The sequence below is a fragment of the Bradyrhizobium sp. Pha-3 genome (genome assembly GCF_042258615.1).
Lineage (GTDB): Bacteria > Pseudomonadota > Alphaproteobacteria > Rhizobiales > Xanthobacteraceae > Bradyrhizobium.
The window spans coordinates 5,572,338-5,591,417 of record NZ_CP170152.1 but is presented as its reverse complement, the minus strand read 5'-3'; the positions used below and the strand labels follow the sequence as shown (position 1 = coordinate 5,591,417).

Sequence of the window (19,080 nt, the reverse complement as noted above, 5' to 3'; positions counted from 1 at the left end):
ACTTTTCCGGATCGTGCGCTACCGAGCCTCGATCGTGCTCATGTGCCGCACCCACTCCACGAGATAGAGGGACACCGAACCCAAAGTAAAGATCGTGACCAGACCCATCAGGATCAGGTCGTAGGGATGCGGCTGAAAGCCGAAGCCGAGCGAGGCCAGCACCAAAGCCGCGAACGCGACCTGTGCCACCGTGTTCAGTTTCGACACCATCAACGGCTTCATCTCGACCGGCTTGTCGAATAACCATGACACAATCACGGCGGAGACGATCATGATGTCGCGCGACACCACGAGAATCACGATCCAGCGCGGCACCGCGCCCCAGATGCCGAGCGCGACATAGATCGACACCAGCAGCGCCTTGTCGGCGAGCGGGTCGAGCAGGGCGCCGAGCTCGCTCGCCATGTTGAAGCGCTTGGCTAGAAAACCGTCGACCGCGTCCGAGACGCCGGCGATCACGAAGATCGCAAACGCGATCTCCATCTGGCTCGAGACGATGGCCCAGACGATCACCGGCACCAGGATGATGCGGCCGAGGGTGATGATATTCGGAATGCTCAACTTGAATCGCTTCCCGGCTAGAAGCCTGATTTTACTCGATATCCGGCTCTTTTGCGCGGCGGCCGGGTGTTATCTACATAGTATCGCGGCAGCAATGCCGCGAGCCATTGCGCGGGGGCGGAATTCCTCGTAACCAGCCCCTTATCATCTGGAATTGGGCATGACCGAGCGCAAAAACGGGCTCACTTACGCGGATTCGGGTGTCGATATCGACGCCGGCAATCGTCTGGTCGATCTGATCAAGCCGATGGTGCGGGCCACCGCACGGCCCGGCGCGGACGCCGAGATCGGCGGATTCGGCGGGCTGTTCGACCTCAAGGCCGCGGGCTTCAAGGATCCGGTCCTGGTGGCCGCGACCGATGGCGTCGGCACCAAGCTGAAGATCGCGATCGAGACCGGCCTCCACGGCGGCATCGGCATCGACCTGGTCGCGATGTCGGTCAACGACCTCGTCGTGCAGGGCGCGGAACCGCTGTTCTTCCTCGACTATTTCGCCTGCGGCAAGCTCCATCCGGAGGCCACCGCGCAAATCGTCGCTGGGATCGCCGAGGGCTGCCGCGAATCCGGTTGCGCGCTGATCGGCGGCGAGACCGCCGAGATGCCCGGACTCTACAAGGATGGCGATTACGACCTCGGCGGCTTTGCGGTCGGCGCGGCCGAACGCGGCACCCTGTTGCCGACCGGGGATATCGCGGCCGGCGACGCCGTGATCGGCCTGGCGTCCTCCGGCGTGCACTCCAACGGCTATTCGCTGGTGCGCAAGATCGTCGAGCAGTCCGGCGTGGCCTATGACGCGCCGGCGCCATTCGCACCGGTCATGACGCTCGGCGCGGCGCTGCTGACGCCGACCAGGCTCTATGTGAAATCCTGCCTGCGCGCGATCCGCGAGACCGGCGCAGTGAAGGGGCTCGCCCACATCACCGGCGGCGGCTTCACCGACAACATTCCGCGCGTGCTGCCGAAGCATCTCGGCGTCGGCATCGATCTGGCGCGGCTGCCGGTGCTGCCGGTGTTCAAATGGCTGGCCGAGCAGGGCGGCATCGCCGAGCTCGAGCTGCTGCGCACCTTCAACTGCGGCATCGGCATGATCGCGATCGTCAAGGCCGATGCGGTCGATGCGGTGACCGCGGCCTTCACCGCCGGCGGCGAGACCGTGACGCTGCTGGGTGAGGTGATCGAAGCCAAGGACGAGCATCGCGTGGTCTATCACGGTCATCTCGATCTCTCGCAATGAAGCGCCGCACAGCCATTCTGATTTCCGGCCGCGGCTCCAACATGGCCGCGCTGATCGAGGCTGCGAAGGCTGCGGATTTTCCAGCCGAGATCGTCGCCGTGATATCCAACCGCGACAACGCTCCCGGGCTCGAGAAGGCGGTCGCGAGCGGCATTCCGACCATCGTCATCGAGAGCAAGCCGTTCGGCAAGGACCGTGCGGGTTTCGAGGCGGTGCTGCAGCGGGCGCTCGACGACAGGCAGGTCGAGCTGATCTGCCTCGGTGGCTTCATGCGGCTGTTCACCGCCGATTTCGTCCGGCACTGGTACGGCCGGATGCTCAACATCCATCCGTCGCTGCTGCCCAGCTTTCCCGGCCTCGATCCGCATGGCCAGGCCTTGCGTGCAGGGGTCAAACTGTCCGGCGCGACGGTGCATTTCGTGATCCCGGAGACCGACGCCGGGCCGATCGTGATGCAGGGCGCGGTCACCGTGGCTGACGACGACACGCCGGAGACGCTCGCCGCACGCGTGATCGCGATCGAGCATCGCATCTATCCGGAGGCGCTGCGGCTTCTGGCGAGCGGCCGGCTCAAGCTCGAAGGCGATCTCTGCAGGACGCAAGGCAGCGCCGCAACCGACAGCACGCTGATCGCGCCGGCGCCTTAGTGCGCGGTTGCACGAGAGATCCCCGAGAACAATCCCCCGGGTGATGCGGCCGGGGGAGGCGTCAGGATGAATTCCGCCAGCAGCGGCGCTCAGTGAACCTTGAGGTTCTCTGCCGACGCCTTGCCGCGGTTCTCCACCAGCTCGTACTCGACGGTCTGGTTCTCGTTCAATGTGCTGAGACCTGCGCGTTCGACCGCCGAGATGTGAACGAACACATCCTTGTCGCCGACGGCAGGCTTGATGAACCCGTAGCCTTTGGTCGGGTTGAACCATTTGACGGTACCCTTCGGCATCGTCTCTCTCCCAGTCTAGACATAAAAAAGACGCGACCACGTTTTCCACGTGCCACGCCACAAGCGGGCTTTCCGCTGTCTGTTCAATTCCCGGGTCTCTATATCCAAGGTCTTCAAGTCCGAAGTTTCGCCTCTCGAAGCCTGTACATTGAAGCCTTGGCTATCAACATCGTGGAACGCACAGTCGAACGGCCGCAATCCGATTGTGAAGGGATTGCAACACGAAATCTGCGCCTTAGCAAGCGCGCTGGTTTCGCGTGACGCAACCTCAGCCTGTGCCGGCCGAACTCCCGCACCTAGCGTTCGGCCACTGGCTGACGGTCGAAGGCGCCGGAACTTCGCGTGCACCAGGCGAATGGCGTGCGCTAACCCCGATCCACCCGCACCACGCGGCCTTTGTCGATCGCGAGCGCGAGCTGGCCGTGCTTGAGCTTGAGCGCCGCCTCGCCGAACAACTCGCGCCGCCAGCCGTGCAGGGCGCCGACTTCGGCCTGATCGCTGGCCGCGATCTGCTCGAGATCGTCGACGGTGGCGATCACCTTGCTGGCGACGCCGTGGCGCTCCGAGGTCATGCGGAGCAGCACCTTCAACAGCTCGACGGTCGCCGCGCCATTGGAATTGTTTCTCGGCTTTTCCAGCTTGGGGAGCGTGGCCTGGTCGCGGGCCAGCCCGCGCTGCACCGCGGCGATGATGTCGGCGCCCCATTTAGAGCGCTCGAAACCCTTCGGCAGCGAACGCAGATTGCCGAGCTTGTCGAGAGAGGTCGGCGCATGGGTGGCGATGTCGCCGACCGCATCGTCCTTGAGCACGCGCGAGCGCGGCACGTCGCGGCTCTGCGCCTCCTGCTCGCGCCAGGCGGCAACCTCGATCAGCACCGCGAGCTCGCGCGGCTTGCGGACGCGGGTCTTGAGCCGCTCCCAGGCACGCTCGGGATGGAAGTCGTAGGTCTTCGGCGAGGTCAGGATCTCCATTTCCTCGCTGACCCAGTCGCTGCGGTCGCGCTTCTTCAGATCGGCGTCGAGCGCCGCGAACACCTCGCGCAGATGGGTGACGTCGGAGACGGCGTAATGCAGTTGCTCCTCGCTCAGCGGGCGGCGCGACCAGTCGGTGAAGCGATGGGTCTTGTCGGGGCGGTGGCCGGTGACGCGATCGACCAGCTGATCATAGGCGATGCTGTCGCCATAGCCGAGCACCATGGCGGCGACCTGGGTGTCGAAGATCGGATGCGGGATCGTGCCGGAGAGATGCCAGACGATTTCGATGTCCTGCCGCGCGGCGTGAAACACCTTCAGCACGGCCTCGTTCGACATCAGTTCGAAGAACGGCTTGAGGTCGACGCCGGGCGCCAGCGCGTCGACCACGACAGCTTCATCCGCGCTCGCCATCTGCACGACGCAGAGCAGGGGATAGTAGGTCGTCTCCCGCAGGAACTCGGTGTCGACGGTGATGACCTTGTGTTGGGCGAGCCGGTCGCAGGCGGCGGCGAGGTCGGGGGTCGTGCTAATCAGATCCATGAACAGTCCATGACGGCTTGACCACACGCGTTCTGCCGAAAGGGCAGTTATGTCAAGGGTCTTGCAGGGATTTTGGCCCTGCACGGGGTGAGGGACAGGGCATTTTTGAATTGATTGGGCGCGATTCGCGGGCGTTTTCGGCCCGGTTGTGCCCCAAATCCTTCCGTCGTCCTGGCGACCCCCACCCCCGGTGTCATCACCCGGCTTGATCGGGCGTGACGAACATGGGCTGAGCGCCATAGGTGATAGCCCGCTGTCGCAGGGGCGCATTACCAAAACATCGAAAACAACCCCATGCACAGTAGCCGACAGCCAGCGGCGTTCGACACGGCACGTTCGACCAAGCAACTGTCCGTAGCGGGTGAAGATGTCGTGTTTTTGTAGCTCGTGATCTGTCGCCTTCGTTTCAGATTTGCAGGGGAGCCGGAAGGCGGGGACGGCTTTCCCTGATTGATCATGCCATGGCTGTTGCGGCGGTTTTAGCCCTCCGGGTCGGTTTCTTTGTTCGACTTGAAGCCCGTTTCTCCGCCCCGACCCGCGCTGTCTCGACGGCGGCGCGCGCAGGAGCGGTCAAGGACGCGCGCTTGCGCGCCCGCAAGGGCTTGTCCTTGACGGCTCCGAGCACGCTGCCAGGCTGAGGCGCGTCGGGGCTGATCTGGTGTCCGTTGGCGCTGAACATCGCCAACCGATGCGGTCCGAGGAACACGCTGACGGTGCCATCGGGATACTCATGTAGGCGCACCACAGCCTTGACGAAGTGAGGCCTGAGCCGGCTCTGCGGCAGCTGCAGCCGCCGACCGTTCCATGCAACGGTATTATCGTTGGCGACGGTTCGCTCCTCGATCACGCACAGCGCCTCGCGCCAGGCCTCATGGCGGTCGGCCACGAATGCCGTGCCGTCCTGTTCGGGCTTGATCGCAAACGCGGCGTTGTGCCCGGCGATGTAATGCGTCTTCAGCCACGTGTTGGCGGCTTCGAGCGTCGTGATCCCGGCAAGCCGCAGCTCCTTCGGCAGCCGATCCTGCAACGTGCCGAACACCCGCTCGGAGCGCCCGCGCGCCTGCGGCGAATAGGCTGCGATATGCTCGATCCCAAGATGCGACAAAGCCCGTCCCACCTGGGTTTGTTGCGTCTTGGAGACCTTCTCGCCAGCTTTTGGGGTCAGGAAATAATGGCTGCCGCGGTCGGTGTAGAGCGCGCAGAACAGGCCGTGCTCGCCAATCACTTCGCGCAAGGCCTGGAAGGTCGAGGCCGTTCCTTCTTCCTCGACCAGCACCATCGAGTAGATCTCGCTGGTCGCATCGTCCATCGTGACGATCAGGTCCTTCGCGGGCAGACCTTCGATCCAGACGTGGCGCGATCCGTCCTGGTGCAGCAGCATGCCCCGAAGCGGCCGGCGTGGGCGCTTCTTGCGGTGCGCCGAACGCTTCGGCGCCTTCCGCACCAACCCCGCCGCGTGCAAGGCCAGCTTGGTCACCGTATAGCCCAGCATATAGTCATGCCGCTTTTGCAGCTGCTCGTGGAAATGCTTCACCGTGAAGTCCGCGTACTTGTCCCGGAACAGCCCCAGCATCCGCTCCAGTTCTTCCTCCGGCGCCCGCCTCGGCGAGCGCTGACCCATCCGCCGGTCGACAAGCCCGTCATCGCCCTCCGCCTCAAAGCGTTCTGCCCAACGTTGAAAGGTCCGCACGCTGATCCCCAGAACCTCTGACGCCGCCTCCTGCGTCAGCTCCTTGGCCTCCGTCCGCTCCAACAAACTTGAAAACCGCATCCGTCGTACACCCTCGTGAATGGATGCCGTGCCCATCGTGCCCCCTTTGTTCCGGGGCACCGAAAACACGACACTTCACGAGCTACAAACAGGCGACAGATCACGAGCTACTGACACGTTCGACACGGCAACTTGACACGTCGGGCAAATCAGCGATATTTTTCCATTATTCCGAAATCGATGCTGCAATGATGCGGAGCTCGGTGACCCGGCACCGGCGGAGTTCTGCCTGTGCTGGCGGACGCGAAACCCCGTCATCTACGTGCTGGGTCGCGAAGCAATGCCGAACCGTCGTGCCCGCCATTGCGGACGAGACACACGACGGCGCTCTCGAAGATCTCTGTCTCAGACTGGCCACGACCCTGTACCCCCGCCAGGCCATTGAGAGGACGATGATGGCAATGCGAGGTGCCTATGGCCAGCTTCGGTATCGTGACGAGCCGAGGACCCAAACCTCGCCGGATGTCGACCGGTGGTTCGCGCAGGCGCGCGCGGCAGAGACTTCCGCTATTGAGAAATAGATCCCCCACGCCGTTGGCCTGCAACTCATTGGGATTACCTCCAGCAGGAGCCGACCGGGCGCTTCCACTGAACCCGTTTCGGGACCGATTTGATAGTCAGCTTCGCACACTATCTCTGTCGCCAAGGCGCCGCAGAGAAGCGCGATCTTTCAATAGGGTATTTGTGGGACTTCCGATCCGTTGTAAGGTGGAGCATGCGGCACTCGCATGGCTGTTGCCCAAAATGGGCAGGCATCACCATAACAGGTGCGAACCAACGCGCCGGTTTTTGGGATCGAGACCGACATGGCTGGCGGCGGATCGTTCGATACGTTCCCCAAATTGCTGCTGCGAAATGCCGCGCAGTTTGGCACGCGGCCAGCGTTTCGGCACAAGGATCTCGGTATCTGGCAGAACTGGACCTGGGCTCAGGTTGCCGAGATCGTGCGAGCTTACGCCGCCGGCCTGGATCGCCTTGGCCTGCGGCAAGGCGACACGATCGCCGTTGTTGGCTCAAATCGGCCGAAGCTTTACTGGACCATGATGGCAGCGCAGATGCTGCGCGCCATTCCCGTTCCGGTCTACTCGGATGCGGTGGCGGATGAGCTTGCCTTCGTCCTCGCTCACGCCGAGGCGAAGCTCGTCGCAGCGCAGGACCAGGAGCAGGTCGACAAGGTCTTGTCGGTGTCCGACCGACTGCCGCAACTCAACAAGATTGTCTACGACGAGCCGCGCGGCCTTGACGGCTACGACCGCAGTGGATTGATCGCAATCGGCGATATCATCGAGGACGGCCGCGCCGCGCTTGCGGCCGACGTGGCGCTTGGTGAACGGATTGATGAATACGTTCGAGTGGGGAACGGTTCGGACATTGCGGTCATCCTCTACACCTCGGGAACGACTGGAGCGCCGAAGGGTGTCATGCTGTCGGCACGCGGCTGCATCGATGCTGCAACCGACACCACGCGATTCGACAAGCTGACCGACAAGGACGTGGTGCTCGCCTATCTGCCGCTGGCCTGGGCGGGCGATCATTACGTCAGCTACGTGCAGGGCCTCGTGGCTGGATTCTGCATGGCGTGTCCCGAGAGCAGCGACACAATCGAGCAGGATCGGCATGAGATAGGACCAACCTTCTACCTGGCCCCGCCACGCGGTTTCGAGGCCATGCTGACGCGGCTGATGGTCCGCATGGAGGACGCCGCGCCGCTCAAGCGGCGATTGTTCAACTACTTTCTGGACGTCGCACGCCGGTATGGCGAGCAAGTCTTGACCGGACGTCCAGTGCCGCTGTCGGGCCGGTTGCTCTATGCGCTCGGACGCTGGCTGGTCTACGAGCCTCTCAAGAACGTCCTTGGCTTGTCTCTGGTGCGGGTCGCCTACACTGGAGGCGAAGCCATTGGTCCGGATCTGTTCGCGTTATACCGCTCGATTGGATTGAATCTGAAACAACTCTACGGCCAGACCGAAGCGTTCCTTTATGTAACGTGCCAGCCTGATGGCGAGATCTACTCGGACACGGTTGGTCCGGCGGCGCCCAACGTCGACATCCGCATCGCGGAATCGGGCGAAGTGCAGTTCCGCTCGCCCGGCATGTTTCTCGGATATTTCAAGGATCAGGCAAAGACGGCGGAAGCCATGACGTCCGACGGATACGTCAGGACCGGCGATGCGGGCTTTTTTGACGAGAAGACCGGGCATCTGAAGATCATCGATCGTGCGAAGGACGTCGGTCGGCTGGTTGACGGCACGATGTTTGCCCCGAAGTACCTTGAGAACAAGTTGAAGTTCTATCCCAATATCAAGGAAGCGATCACGCTCGGTGACTCCCGGGAGTTCGTTTGCGCGATGCTCAACATCGACCCGGTCGCCGTCGCGAATTGGGCGGAACGCAACAACGTCGCCTACGGATCCTATCAGGAGCTTGCCGGGCATCCGCTGGTCTACGACATGGTCGCGAGGGACGTTGCCGCGGTGAACCGCTCGCTGGCCGGGGAAAAGGCGCTTGCAGGCGCCCAGATTCGCCGCTTTCTCATTCTGCACAAGGAGCTCGATGCGGATGATGGCGAACTGACCCGCACGCAGAAGGTACGCCGTCGCTTCATTGCCGAGCGCTATGCGCCGCTGGTTACGGCACTCTACAACGGGGCGCATGACGCCGACATTTCCACGGAAGTCACCTTCGAGGATGGCCGGAAGGGCACGACCGCGGCACGGGTCAGGATTTGCGACATGCAAGCCATTGGTTCGGGTGAATCTCTGGGGAGAGCCGCATGAGAGCGCCGGACACCAACGACATTCTGCTTGAGGTCGAGCGCGTGGAGCTCTCCTTCGGAGGTGTCAAGGCGCTGCGGGACGTTTCGTTCAACATCCGGAAGAGCGAAATTCGGGCCATCATCGGACCCAACGGCGCCGGCAAGACTTCGATGCTGAACGTCATCAACGGTTTCTATCGCCCCAATCATGGCGCCATCACCTTCAAAGGGCGCACCCGGGCCAAGATGCAGCCATTCGAGGCGGCACGCGGCGGCATCGCGCGTACCTTTCAGAATGTCGCCCTGTTCAAGGGCATGAGCGCGCTCGACAACATCATGGCAGGCCGTACCTTGAAGGTGCGCCGGGGCCTGTTGTGGCAGGTGCTGCGTTTGGGCCCAGCTCTGGCGGAGGAGGTCGAGCATCGGCACAAGGTCGAGGAGATCATCGACTTCCTCGAGATAGAGACAATCCGCAAGGTGCCGGTCGGGCGTTTGCCGTATGGTTTGCAGAAGCGTGTCGAACTTGGTCGCGCTCTGGCGATGGAGCCCGACCTTCTCCTCCTCGACGAGCCGATGGCCGGCATGAACCTCGAGGAGAAGGAGGACATGTCGAGATTCATCATAGATGTGAACAATCATTACGGCACGACCATCGCCCTGATCGAGCACGATATGGCCGTGGTCATGGATCTCTCGGATCGCGTGGCGGTACTTGATCACGGCGTAAAGATCGCCGACGGCACGCCTGACGAGGTGAAGCGAAGCCAGGTTGTCATCGACGCCTATCTCGGCGTTGCACACTGAGGAGCGCTCGTGATCGCATTCGGTCAGTTTCTCGAGGTCCTGATCGGCGGATTGATGTCCGGCGTGCTCTATTCGCTGGTCGCGCTCGGCTTCGTGCTTATCTTCAAGGCATCCGGCGTGTTCAATTATGCGCAGGGAGCGATGGTATTGCTCGCAGGGCTGGCGCTGGTTCGCGCCCTCGACCTCCTGGTCGCCACTGGTTTTCCGCTTTGGGTCGCGGTCGTGCTCGCTATCGGTTTTGCCGCCGTGATCATGGCGGCGACGGCCTGGCTCATCGAGCGGTTCGTGATCGGACCTCTCGTCAACCAGGATGGCCTCACGCTGTTCATGTCCACGATCGGCGTGACGTTCGTCATCGAGGGCGTGGCGGAGATGATCTTCGGATCGGATGTCTACCCGTTGCGGCTGTTCCCGACCGACGCCTGGTTTTTGTTTGAAGGGCTCTTCCCGGGCGGGATTCTGGTCAACAAGCTGGACGTCTGGGGCGCGTTGATTGCTGGCATCCTGGTCGCCGGCCTCGCGATCTTCTTTCAGCGCACCAAGACCGGTCGTGCGCTCAGGGCCGTGGCCGATGACCATCTTGCCGCGCACTCGGTCGGGATTCCAATCAGTTGGATTTGGTTCGTGGTCTGGCTCGTTGCCGGTCTCGTTGCGTTGGTCGCGGCGACGGTGTGGGGTACCAAGCTTGGCGTGCAGTTCTCCATCACCTTCCTTGCGCTGAAGGCCCTGCCGGTTTTGATCATCGGAGGCCTCACCTCCATTCCGGGAGCCATCGTCGGCGGGCTCATCGTGGGGGCGGGTGAGAAGATTGCCGAGGTGTATCTGGGGCCATCCATCGGCGGCGGTATCGAATACTGGTTTGCCTACGTGCTGGCGTTGGCGGTGCTGCTTGTGCGGCCACAGGGGCTGTTCGGCGAGCGGATCATCGAACGCATCTGAGGCAAGGAGGTCGGTGTGCTCTATCGCGAAGCTGGCCAGTTCAAGACGACCTACGCGGAGGACATGGCGATCTTCCCGATTCGCCAGGATCGTATTGCGCTCGCCATCTTGCTCGGGATTGCTTTCATTGGCGTGCCGCTGTTGGCCACCTTCCATGTCTGGCCGTTCGGCAGCGAGTATCTGCTGTGGGCCATCCTGCTGCCCTTCCTCATCCTGGCGCTCGCCGCCATCGGCACCAACATTCTCGTCGGCTATTGCGGCCAGATCTCGCTCGGCAGCGGCGCATTCATGGCCATCGGCGCTTATTCGGCCTACAAACTGGCGACCGGCGTCCACATCCCGCTGGCCTCGCTCGGCTTCGCGATCGCGATCCCACCGTTGCCCGTGCTGGCATCCATTCTGCTTGGCGGGCTCATGTCGGCGGGTGTTGGAGTCCTGTTCGGTATTCCCAGTCTGCGCATCAAGGGCCTCTATCTGGCGGTTGCGACGCTTGCCGCGCAGTTCTTCTTCGATTGGGCGTTCCTGCGACTCTCGTGGTTCACCAACTATGCGCCGTCAGGATCGGTGAATGCGCCGGAACTGGATTTCTTCGGTCTGGTCGTTCGCACGCCGGTCGAGCGCTACCTGCTGTGCCTGCTCTTCGTGACCGTGCTTGCGGTGTTGGCGAAGAATCTCGTTCGCGGCAATCTCGGCAGGCAGTGGATGGCGATCCGCGACATGGATATCGCCGCCGAACTGATCGGCATCCGGCCGCTCTACGCAAAGCTGACGGCTTTCGCGGTCTCTTCGTTCATCATCGGAGTGGCGGGCGCGCTCTGGGCGTTCGTCTACCTCGGTTCATGGGAGCCGCTTGCATTCTCGATCGAACGCTCGCTGGATCTTCTGTTCATGGTCATCATTGGCGGGCTCGGATCGATCATGGGTTCGTTCATCGGGGCGGCCTTCATCCTCATCGTGCCGATCCTGCTGAATGTGCTTCCAACCGAACTCGGCCTGCCGCTGTCCACGCAAACGATCACTCACCTCCAGCTCATCATCTTCGGATCGTTGATCTGTTATCTTCTCATCAAGGAACCCCATGGCTTCGCAAGGCTGATATCGATCGGCAAGGAGAAGCTCAGACTTTGGCCGTTTCCCTATTGAAGGAGCGATCGTGCCTCGATCGCAACGCGGATGGCGGCCGCTGACAACCGAGAGGAAGGAAACACCCCACGGGAATTTAAGGAGGAGGATATCAACATGGCAGGTATTGCACGCAATGTACTGATACTGGCGGCCGCCCTGTCGGGCGCGGCGTTCAGCGCACCGGCCGCAGCGCAAAACGAGCAGTTCATCCCAATCCTGTCCTACCGGACCGGACCGTACGCCGTGAACGGCGCGCCCTACGCAAACGGCGTGGTAGACTACTACAACCTGATCAATGAACGTGACGGCGGCATCAACGGCGTCAAGATTCTGACCGAGGAATGCGAGACGGCTTACGCGACCGACAAGGGCGTCGAGTGTTACGAGCGCCTCAAGAGCAAGGGGCCGACCGGGGCGGCGTTCATCAATCCGCTGTCGACCGGTATCACCTTCGCACTGACCGAAAAGACCGCGACCGACAAGATCCCGGTCATCACGATGGGCTACGGCCGCGCCGATTCCAAGAACGGTGCGGTGTTCGCGTACAACTTCCCGTTGCTCGGCACTTACTGGTCCGCGGCCGATATCGCGATCCAGCACGTCGCCAAGGAACTCGGCGGGTTCGACAAGTTGAAGGGCCGGAAGATTTCGCTGCTGTACCACGACAGCCCCTATGGCAAGGAGCCGATCCCGATGCTGCAGGTGCTGGCGCAGAAGTACGGCTTTGAGTTCACCCCGATCCCGGTCACGCACCCCGGTGTCGAGCAGAAGTCCCAATGGCTGGCGATCCGCCAGCAGCGGCCGGACTATGTCCTGGTCTGGGGCTGGGGCGTCATGAACAGCACGGCGATCAAGGAAGCCGCGGCTGTTGCCTATCCGCGCGACAAGATGATCGGTGTTTGGTGGTCAGGCGCAGAGCCGGATGTAACGCCGGCAGGTGAACAGGCCGCCGGCTACAAGTCGCTGATGCTTCAGCATGGCGCAGGCAAGTACCCTGTGCACGCGGACATAGAGAAGTACGTCTACGCCAAAGGCAAGGGTTCGACAGAACCTGGCAAGATCGGCGAAGTTCTCTACAACCGCGGCATGGTCAACGCCATGCTCGGCGTGGAGGCGATCCGCAAGGCGCAGGAAAAATTCGGCAAGAAACCGCTGACGGGCGAGCAGGTCCGTTGGGGGCTTGAGAACCTCATCCTCACCGCTGATCGTATCAAGGAACTCGGTTTCGAGGGGATGTTGAAGCCGGTCAGCATTTCCTGTTCCGACCACGAGGGCGCGCGCTACGGGCGCGTCCAGCAATGGGATGGCAAGGGTTGGAAAGTGATCTCCGACTGGTACACGGCTGACGAATCGCTCATCGAACCGCTCGTCGCCGATGTGTCCGCGAAATATGCCGCGGAGAAGAAGATCAAGCCGCGCGACTGCGCGAAAGAAACCTGAGCACGCGTGAGTGATCCGGGAGGCAGGTTTGCCTGCTCCCGGATTCCGGAAGGTGCAACCATTTGGAGGTCTGCGCGTGTCAACTGCCAAGGTCGCCATGACGACGGAAGCGGCGCTGGTTCTGTCGGTCAACAATATCGAGGTTGTCTATGATCACGTCATCCTCGTGTTGAAGGGCGTATCGCTGGAGGTGCCGCGGGGCGGCATTGTCGCGCTTCTCGGCGCCAATGGCGCCGGCAAGACCACGACGCTAAAGGCGGTCTCCAATCTGCTGCACGCGGAGCGCGGCGAGGTCACCAAGGGCTCGATCCTGTTCGATGGCGTCGAGGTGAAGTCCTTGTCGCCAAATGATCTGGTGCGGCGCGGCTGCATTCAGGTGATGGAGGGGCGGCGTGCCTTCGCTCATCTTACGGTCGAGGAGAATATCCTGACCGGAGCCTTCACGCGGAGGGACGGCAAGTCAGCCATCGCGCAGGATCTCGAACGGGTCTACGCCTATTTCCCGCGCCTCCGCGAACGGCGCGGTTCCACCGCCGGTTACACGTCGGGCGGCGAACAGCAGATGTGCGTGATCGGCCGCGCGCTGATGTCGCGCCCGAAGATGATCCTGCTCGATGAACCTTCGATGGGCCTCGCGCCGCAGATCGTGGAGGAGATCTTCGAAATCGTGCGGGACCTCAACATCAAGGAAGGCGTCTCATTCCTTCTCGCCGAACAGAACACCAACATGGCGCTCAGATACGCCAGCCACGGCTACATCCTCGAAAATGGCCGCGTCGTGATGGACGGCGAAGCGCGTGCGCTCGCCGCAAACGAGGACGTCAAGGAGTTCTATCTTGGCGTCGCCGGCGGTAAGCGAAAATCATATCGCGATGTGAAGCACTACAAGCGGCGCAAGCGTTGGCTGGCGTAGAATACGTGTCCAACGGTCGGGGGATAACGACGTTGCAACCAATCGGGCCGGATCAACCGTCCGTGAGCAAGGCGTTGCCGGGGCGGCCGAGGCGCGAGGGCCATCCGTGCCGTGAGGCCAGCATTGTGAGTTTGTCCCTGACCAGGTCATGCGCCGGGCCTTCGAGGAAGCGCCAGACGAACCACGCCAGCACGACCATGCCCGCGACCACGAGCGCGGTCGAAACCGCATCCGGCACTGGCGTCATCATCAGCAGGAGCACGTAGCCGAGCTGCAGATGCAGCAAATAGAGCGGATAGGTGATGCCGCCCACGGCCCTGACCAGGCTGTCCGGCAGCGGCACCGACTTGATCCGCGTGGCGGCGAACACGGTACCGAGTGAGACGATGCAGATCACGGTGACGACGCGTGGATCGAAGCTGCCATGGGTGTGGACGCCGAGCCGTTCCAGCTTGTGCACGGCCTGGAACGTCGCCGTGCCCATCGCCAGCGTCAGCAGGCTGTAGAGCCTCATGTCGCGCCGTCCCCGGTAGTGTTGATAGATCAGTAGTCCGACGGCGAAGAAGCCGCTGTCGGCCGCCATGAAGAGCTTGTCGACGATCGGGAGGTTGAAGGTCAACTCGTTGGCGAAGGTGATGGCGATCCACGCCAGGATGATGGTGCCGATCTTCCGCGGGAAGATGCCCCAGGCCAGAAGCAGCGCGACCCAGACGTAGAACATGACCTCGATCACCAGCGACCAGTAGGCGTCGTCCATATAGGGCTGACCGAGCATCGGCGCCGCGATGAACAGGTTTGCCAGCCATTGCCCCCACGTCACGTGGAAATGGGCCTGGCCCAGCAGCAGCGTGGTGAGGAAGGTCAGCGTCATGCAGATGACGAAGGTCGGATAGATTCGGCTGAAGCGGGCGATCGCGAATCCGATCGGTGTGCGGCCTTCGGCCGAATAGGCGATGACGAAGCCGGAAATCGCGAAGAACACGGGGACGCCGAGGAAGCCGTACTGGGCGACCGGGGCGAGGTACGGCATCGCCACCTTCTGAACGCCGTGCGATGCGGTGCCCCAGAAGCCGTAATGGTACAGGATCACGGCCCCGACCGCGGCGAGCCGCAGCAGGTCCAGCACGGGAACCCGGGTCGAATCCTGTTGTTTGGGTACGCTCGGCATACGCCTTCAATGATGGCGGCCAGGCATGAAAGCGCTCTTAATTCGGCCGGCGAGGGGCCGGCGCCGCTGTTCACGATTGCAGGAGCCCGGTGGCGATGCCGGCAGCCGCGCTGAGGACGACCACCACGAGCGGCGGGGCGCGCCATGCCGTGAGCAGGACGAAGCCGGCCAGCGCGATGCCGAAATCGAGCGGACGCTGCACGCTGCTGGTCCACACCGGATCGTAGAGCGCGGCACCGAGGATGCCGACCACAGCGGCGTTGACGCCGCGCATCATCGCTTGCGCCGCCGGTCGCTTGCGAAAACCGTCCCAGAACGGCAGCGCCGCGAGCAGGATGAGGAGTCCCGGCAGGAAGATGCCAAGGAGGCCTGTGATCGCGCCCGGCACGCCGCCGATTGCCGCGCCGAGAAAGGCGGCGAAGGTGAACAGCGGTCCCGGCACGGCCTGTGCGGCGCCGTAGCCGGTCAGGAACGCATCGTCGCCGATCCAGCCCGGCGTCACCACGGCTTCGCGCAGCAGCGGCAGCACGACATGGCCGCCGCCGAACACCAGCGCGCCGGAGCGGTAGAAGGCCTCGAACAGGCCGAGGCCGGGCCATGCGCGGGCGAGCAGCGGCAACCCGACCAGCAGCGCGACGAACAGGATCAGCGCCGCCACGCCAACGCGGCGCGACACCGGCATCGCGATGTGGGTGACGCCATCGGCACCTTGCGCCGCACGGCAGAACCACAGCCCGGCGACGGCGCCGAGCACGATGGCGCCGATCTGAGCGATCGACGAGGAACTCGTGAGGATGACGAGCGCTACGACCGTTGCAATCGAAGCGCGCTCGCGGTCGGGACAGAGCGAGCGCGCCATGCCCCAGACCGCCTGGGCGACGATCGCCACCGCGACCAGCTTGAGACCATGCACGAGCCCTGTGCCGGCCGGGCCGCTCAATCCGCCGGCGCCGAAGGCGAACAGCACCAGCGCGATCGCCGAGGGCAGCGTGAAGCCGGTCCAGGCCGCCAGCGCGCCGAGATAGCCTGATCGCATCAGGCCGAGCGAAAAGCCGACCTGGCTGCTCGCAGGCCCCGGCAGGAATTGGCAGAGCGCGACCAGATCCGCATAGGCCTGTTCGTCAAGCCAGCGCCGGCGGGTGACGAACTCGTCGCGGAAGTAACCGATATGCGCGATCGGGCCGCCGAAGCAGGTCACGCCGAGCTTGAGGAAAATGAACAGCACCTCGAGCGGCGAGTGTGCTGAGCTCGCGGTGGATGTGCGGGTGTGCTGGACGTCGGTATCGTTCAAGCGTCGTCAATCCCTGAGTCGTGTCCCATGTCAGGACTCATCCGGGCAAGCATATCGTCATTCGATAACGCCTCGGCGCGATATTTCTCGCGACGAGGGCTCGGCAGCGCGTATGTCGGATACCGTGATGGAGACGTGGTCCAACATGAACGATCTCCTGCGTTGACGACGGCGAGCCGAGCGGGGCGCCTGTTGACCACATACGGATGCGCGCGCCGCGTTGAGCGCGTCACTCGTAGCGCATGTTCTTCGACGGGCGCCGCGCCGCCGGCATCGCCAGCACGACGAGACATAGTGCGATCATCGCCAGTCCCATGAATTCGAATGCAAATGCGTCCACGGGCCATTCTCCCCCATTAGAAACAATTAGACTTGTTGGGGGAGCGTTGACGCGCTGTTAAGCCTTATGGTTACCGCCGCGAGCCTCCCGGCATGGTGGAGGCTGAGTTAACGCTCACGAGGCGGGGCGCTGGAACAACGCGGTCGCGCTACGCCACGAGCTTCGGCAGCGCGGCTGCGAGCGCGTCGACCGCAAGCCGGACTTTCGGCGGCAATCGCGGCGTCGGCAGCCACAGCGCATGGCAATCGTAGGGAAGCTCACCCTCGTTGCCGAGAACGCGGACCAGCGCGCCGCGCTCGAGGTGTTCGCGCACCAGCCAGGAAGGCAGCCAAGCCAGCCCCATGCCGCGCGCCGCGGAGCCGACGCCGTTTCCGCTGTTCACCGTGCTGAGCAAGAGCCTGATCCTGCGCGGCTACCGCGTGCACGAGATCGTCCAGGATCCGGCGCGGCTCGCTGCGGCGAAAGCGTTCATCCTCGACGGGTTTGCGGACGGCACGCTGAAGCCGATCATCGCCAGGACGTTTCCGTTCGAGGAGATCGTCGCGGCGCACCGGTATCTGGAGTCGAACGTGCAGTTCGGGAAGATCGTGGTGACGGTGTGAGTATGAGGATGGGTTTCGCTGCGCTCTACCCATCCTACAAATCTCGGGCTCACGTCCCGCAGAACGTCTGCGTCACCATCTGCTCGGGCAGCGGTGGGTCGGCATAGGCGGCGTATTGCGGCTGGTCCTCGTACGGCCTTGCCAGCACCGTCAGCAGCTCCTCGAACGGCGCGTAGTCGTCGCTGTTGACGGCGGCCGCAATCACCGCCTCGATGCGGTGGTTGCGCGGGATGAAGGCCGGGTTGACGGCACCCATCGCGGTCTTGCGCTCGGCTGCACTCTGCTGCTCCAGCGCGAGGCGAGCGCGCCAGCGGCCGGCCCATTCGTCGAATGCTGCCGGATCGGTGAACTGCGCGCGGGCGTCTGCGGCGTCACCGCTCGCCGCCTCGCCGAGATGGCGGAAGGTCAGCGTGAAGTCGGCCGCGTTCTTGGCCATCGCGTCGAGCAGGTCCTGGATCAGCGCCTCGTCGCCGTCGCGTGCGGTGAACAGGCCGACCTTGGCGCGCAGCCCGGCCTGATAGGCCGCGGTGAACTTTTCCGGGAATTCGCCGAGGATCACTTGCGCCTGTTCGATGGCCTTCTCCTGCTCGCTGTCGAACAGCGGCAGCAGGCATTCGGCGAGCCGGGTCAGATTCCACAACGCGATGCGCGGCTGGTTGGCATAGGCGTAGCGGCCCATCTCGTCGATCGAGGAGAACACCTGCGCCGGATTGTAGGCGTCGAGGAAGGCGCAGGGACCGTAGTCGATGGTCTCGCCCGAGATCGAAGAGTTGTCGGTGTTCATCACGCCGTGGATGAAGCCGACAAGCAGCCAGCGCGCGACCAGCGCGGCCTGCCGCGCCACGACGCCGGCGAGCAGCGCGTGGTAGGGCTGGGCGGCATCCTTCAACTCGGGATAATGCCGCGCGATAACATGGTCGGCGAGCGCACGCACGCCGTCGGTGTCGCCGCGGGCGGCGAAGAACTGGAAGGTGCCGACGCGGATGTGGCTCGCGGCGACGCGGGTCAGCACCGCGCCCGGCAGGGCGGTCTCGCGCATCACAGGCTCGCCGGTCACGACCGCGGCGAGCGAACGCGTGGTCGGGATGCCGAGCGCGAACATCGCCTCACTGACGATATATTCGCGCAGCACGGGGCCGAGCGCGGCGCGGCCGTCGCCGCGGCGGGAGAACGGGGTCGGGCCAGATCCCTTGAGCTGGATGTCGCGGCGGACGCCGTCTCTGTCGATGACCTCGCCGAGCAGGATGGCGCGGCCGTCGCCGAGCTGGGGAACAAAGTGCCCGAACTGGTGGCCGGCATAGGCCATGGCGATCGGGTCGGCGCCGTCAGGCAGCCGCTTGCCGGCGAGGATTTCGGCGCCCTCCGCCGTCGCGAGCAGGTCCGGATCCAGCCCGAGCTGGACCGCGAGCGGCCGGTTCAGCTTGATCAGCCGGGGGGAAGCCACCGGGGTCGGCGCGACGCGGGCGAAAAAATTCGCCGGCAGCGCCGAATAGGTGTTCTGGAACGGGAAATGGATGGTCATGTCCAGAAAGATAGGCCGAAGGTGAGAATAGGCAAACGGTCAGTGCCGGAGGACCCGAAAATGTGCGTTTTCGAGCTAAAACTTGCCGTTCCGTTGGTTGCCGCCCCGGGCGGGCTCGGGTAAACCCAGCGCCTTCGAATAGGATAATTCCTATTGCGATT

General features: G+C 63.4%; 15 protein-coding genes and 2 pseudogenes. 9 read left to right on the top strand and 8 right to left on the bottom strand.

Annotated elements, in window-relative coordinates:
- Positions 1 to 18: 18 nt before the first annotated feature.
- Positions 19 to 561 carry a CDP-alcohol phosphatidyltransferase family protein gene (locus tag ACE10Z_RS26650; RefSeq protein WP_092113493.1) on the bottom strand — a complete coding sequence of 181 codons (543 nt, stop codon included), beginning with the start codon at positions 559 to 561 and terminating at the stop codon, positions 19 to 21.
- Positions 562 to 721: 160 nt separating this feature from the next.
- Between ACE10Z_RS26650 and purM the strand changes: the two genes are divergently transcribed.
- Positions 722 to 1,795 (top strand): phosphoribosylformylglycinamidine cyclo-ligase, encoded by a 1,074-nt coding sequence (purM, locus tag ACE10Z_RS26645; protein ID WP_375783416.1) that lies wholly within the window; start codon positions 722 to 724, stop codon positions 1,793 to 1,795.
- Positions 1,792 to 2,442 (top strand): phosphoribosylglycinamide formyltransferase, encoded by a 651-nt coding sequence (purN, locus tag ACE10Z_RS26640; RefSeq protein ID WP_375783415.1) that lies wholly within the window; start codon positions 1,792 to 1,794, stop codon positions 2,440 to 2,442. Before purM ends, purN begins: the two co-directional genes overlap by 4 nt.
- 89 nt (positions 2,443 to 2,531) lie before the next feature.
- Here purN and ACE10Z_RS26635 read toward each other — a convergent pair whose 3' ends face one another.
- The 3 genes from ACE10Z_RS26635 to ACE10Z_RS26625 all read right to left on the bottom strand — a co-directional run bounded on the left by ACE10Z_RS26635 (position 2,532) and on the right by ACE10Z_RS26625 (position 6,020).
- Positions 2,532 to 2,735: a cold-shock protein gene (locus ACE10Z_RS26635; RefSeq protein ID WP_021079877.1), complete on the bottom strand. Its 204-nt coding sequence runs from the start codon at positions 2,733 to 2,735 to the stop codon at positions 2,532 to 2,534.
- Positions 2,736 to 3,100: 365 nt separating this feature from the next.
- Entirely contained in the window at positions 3,101 to 4,249 is a 1,149-nt protein-coding gene (rnd, locus tag ACE10Z_RS26630; RefSeq protein ID WP_375783414.1) for a ribonuclease D, read from the bottom strand.
- Between the two features lie 454 nt (positions 4,250 to 4,703).
- Positions 4,704 to 6,020 carry an ISNCY family transposase gene (locus ACE10Z_RS26625; RefSeq protein WP_375783413.1) on the bottom strand — a complete coding sequence of 439 codons (1,317 nt, stop codon included), beginning with the start codon at positions 6,018 to 6,020 and terminating at the stop codon, positions 4,704 to 4,706.
- Positions 6,021 to 6,826: 806 nt separating this feature from the next.
- Here ACE10Z_RS26625 and ACE10Z_RS26620 point away from each other — a divergent pair.
- The 6 genes from ACE10Z_RS26620 (at position 6,827) to ACE10Z_RS26595 (ending at position 13,996) form a co-directional block, all read left to right on the top strand.
- Complete coding sequence (locus ACE10Z_RS26620; RefSeq protein ID WP_375783412.1) at positions 6,827 to 8,797, top strand: AMP-binding protein; 1,971 nt, start codon at positions 6,827 to 6,829, stop codon at positions 8,795 to 8,797.
- Entirely contained in the window at positions 8,794 to 9,579 is a 786-nt protein-coding gene (locus ACE10Z_RS26615; protein ID WP_375783411.1) for an ABC transporter ATP-binding protein, read from the top strand. The genes ACE10Z_RS26620 and ACE10Z_RS26615 overlap by 4 nt, the downstream gene beginning before the upstream one ends.
- A 54-nt stretch (positions 9,580 to 9,633) precedes the next feature.
- A complete protein-coding gene (locus tag ACE10Z_RS26610; RefSeq protein ID WP_375783410.1) occupies positions 9,634 to 10,518 on the top strand; it encodes a branched-chain amino acid ABC transporter permease in 885 nt (294 codons plus the stop codon).
- A gap of 15 nt (positions 10,519 to 10,533) precedes the next feature.
- Positions 10,534 to 11,661: a branched-chain amino acid ABC transporter permease gene (locus ACE10Z_RS26605; protein WP_375783409.1), complete on the top strand. Its 1,128-nt coding sequence runs from the start codon at positions 10,534 to 10,536 to the stop codon at positions 11,659 to 11,661.
- A gap of 225 nt (positions 11,662 to 11,886) precedes the next feature.
- Positions 11,887 to 13,083, top strand: a complete 1,197-nt coding sequence (locus tag ACE10Z_RS26600) for an ABC transporter substrate-binding protein (protein ID WP_375789927.1) — start codon at positions 11,887 to 11,889, stop codon at positions 13,081 to 13,083.
- 97 nt (positions 13,084 to 13,180) lie between these two features.
- Positions 13,181 to 13,996, top strand: a complete 816-nt coding sequence (locus ACE10Z_RS26595) for an ABC transporter ATP-binding protein (RefSeq protein WP_375789926.1) — start codon at positions 13,181 to 13,183, stop codon at positions 13,994 to 13,996.
- 52 nt (positions 13,997 to 14,048) lie between these two features.
- Here the strand turns inward: ACE10Z_RS26595 and ACE10Z_RS26590 are convergent, their stop codons facing one another.
- The 3 genes and pseudogenes from ACE10Z_RS26590 to ACE10Z_RS26580 all read right to left on the bottom strand — a co-directional run.
- Positions 14,049 to 15,164 carry an acyltransferase family protein gene (locus tag ACE10Z_RS26590; protein WP_375783408.1) on the bottom strand — a complete coding sequence of 372 codons (1,116 nt, stop codon included), beginning with the start codon at positions 15,162 to 15,164 and terminating at the stop codon, positions 14,049 to 14,051.
- A 70-nt stretch (positions 15,165 to 15,234) separates the two neighbouring features.
- Positions 15,235 to 16,455, bottom strand: coding sequence for a chromate efflux transporter (gene chrA, locus ACE10Z_RS26585; protein WP_375783407.1), 1,221 nt, complete (start codon positions 16,453 to 16,455; stop codon positions 15,235 to 15,237).
- A gap of 488 nt (positions 16,456 to 16,943) precedes the next feature.
- A pseudogene (locus tag ACE10Z_RS26580) lies at positions 16,944 to 17,153 on the bottom strand (LysR substrate-binding domain-containing protein); the annotation flags it as partial.
- Here ACE10Z_RS26580 and ACE10Z_RS26575 point away from each other — a divergent pair.
- A pseudogene (locus ACE10Z_RS26575) lies at positions 17,152 to 17,397 on the top strand (zinc-binding dehydrogenase); the annotation flags it as partial. The pseudogenes ACE10Z_RS26580 and ACE10Z_RS26575 overlap by 2 nt on opposite strands.
- 49 nt (positions 17,398 to 17,446) lie before the next feature.
- On the opposite strand, the gene ACE10Z_RS26570 reads toward ACE10Z_RS26575, so the two are convergent.
- Entirely contained in the window at positions 17,447 to 18,919 is a 1,473-nt protein-coding gene (locus tag ACE10Z_RS26570) for a YdiU family protein (RefSeq protein WP_375783406.1), read from the bottom strand.
- Between the last annotated feature and the right edge of the window lie 161 nt (positions 18,920 to 19,080).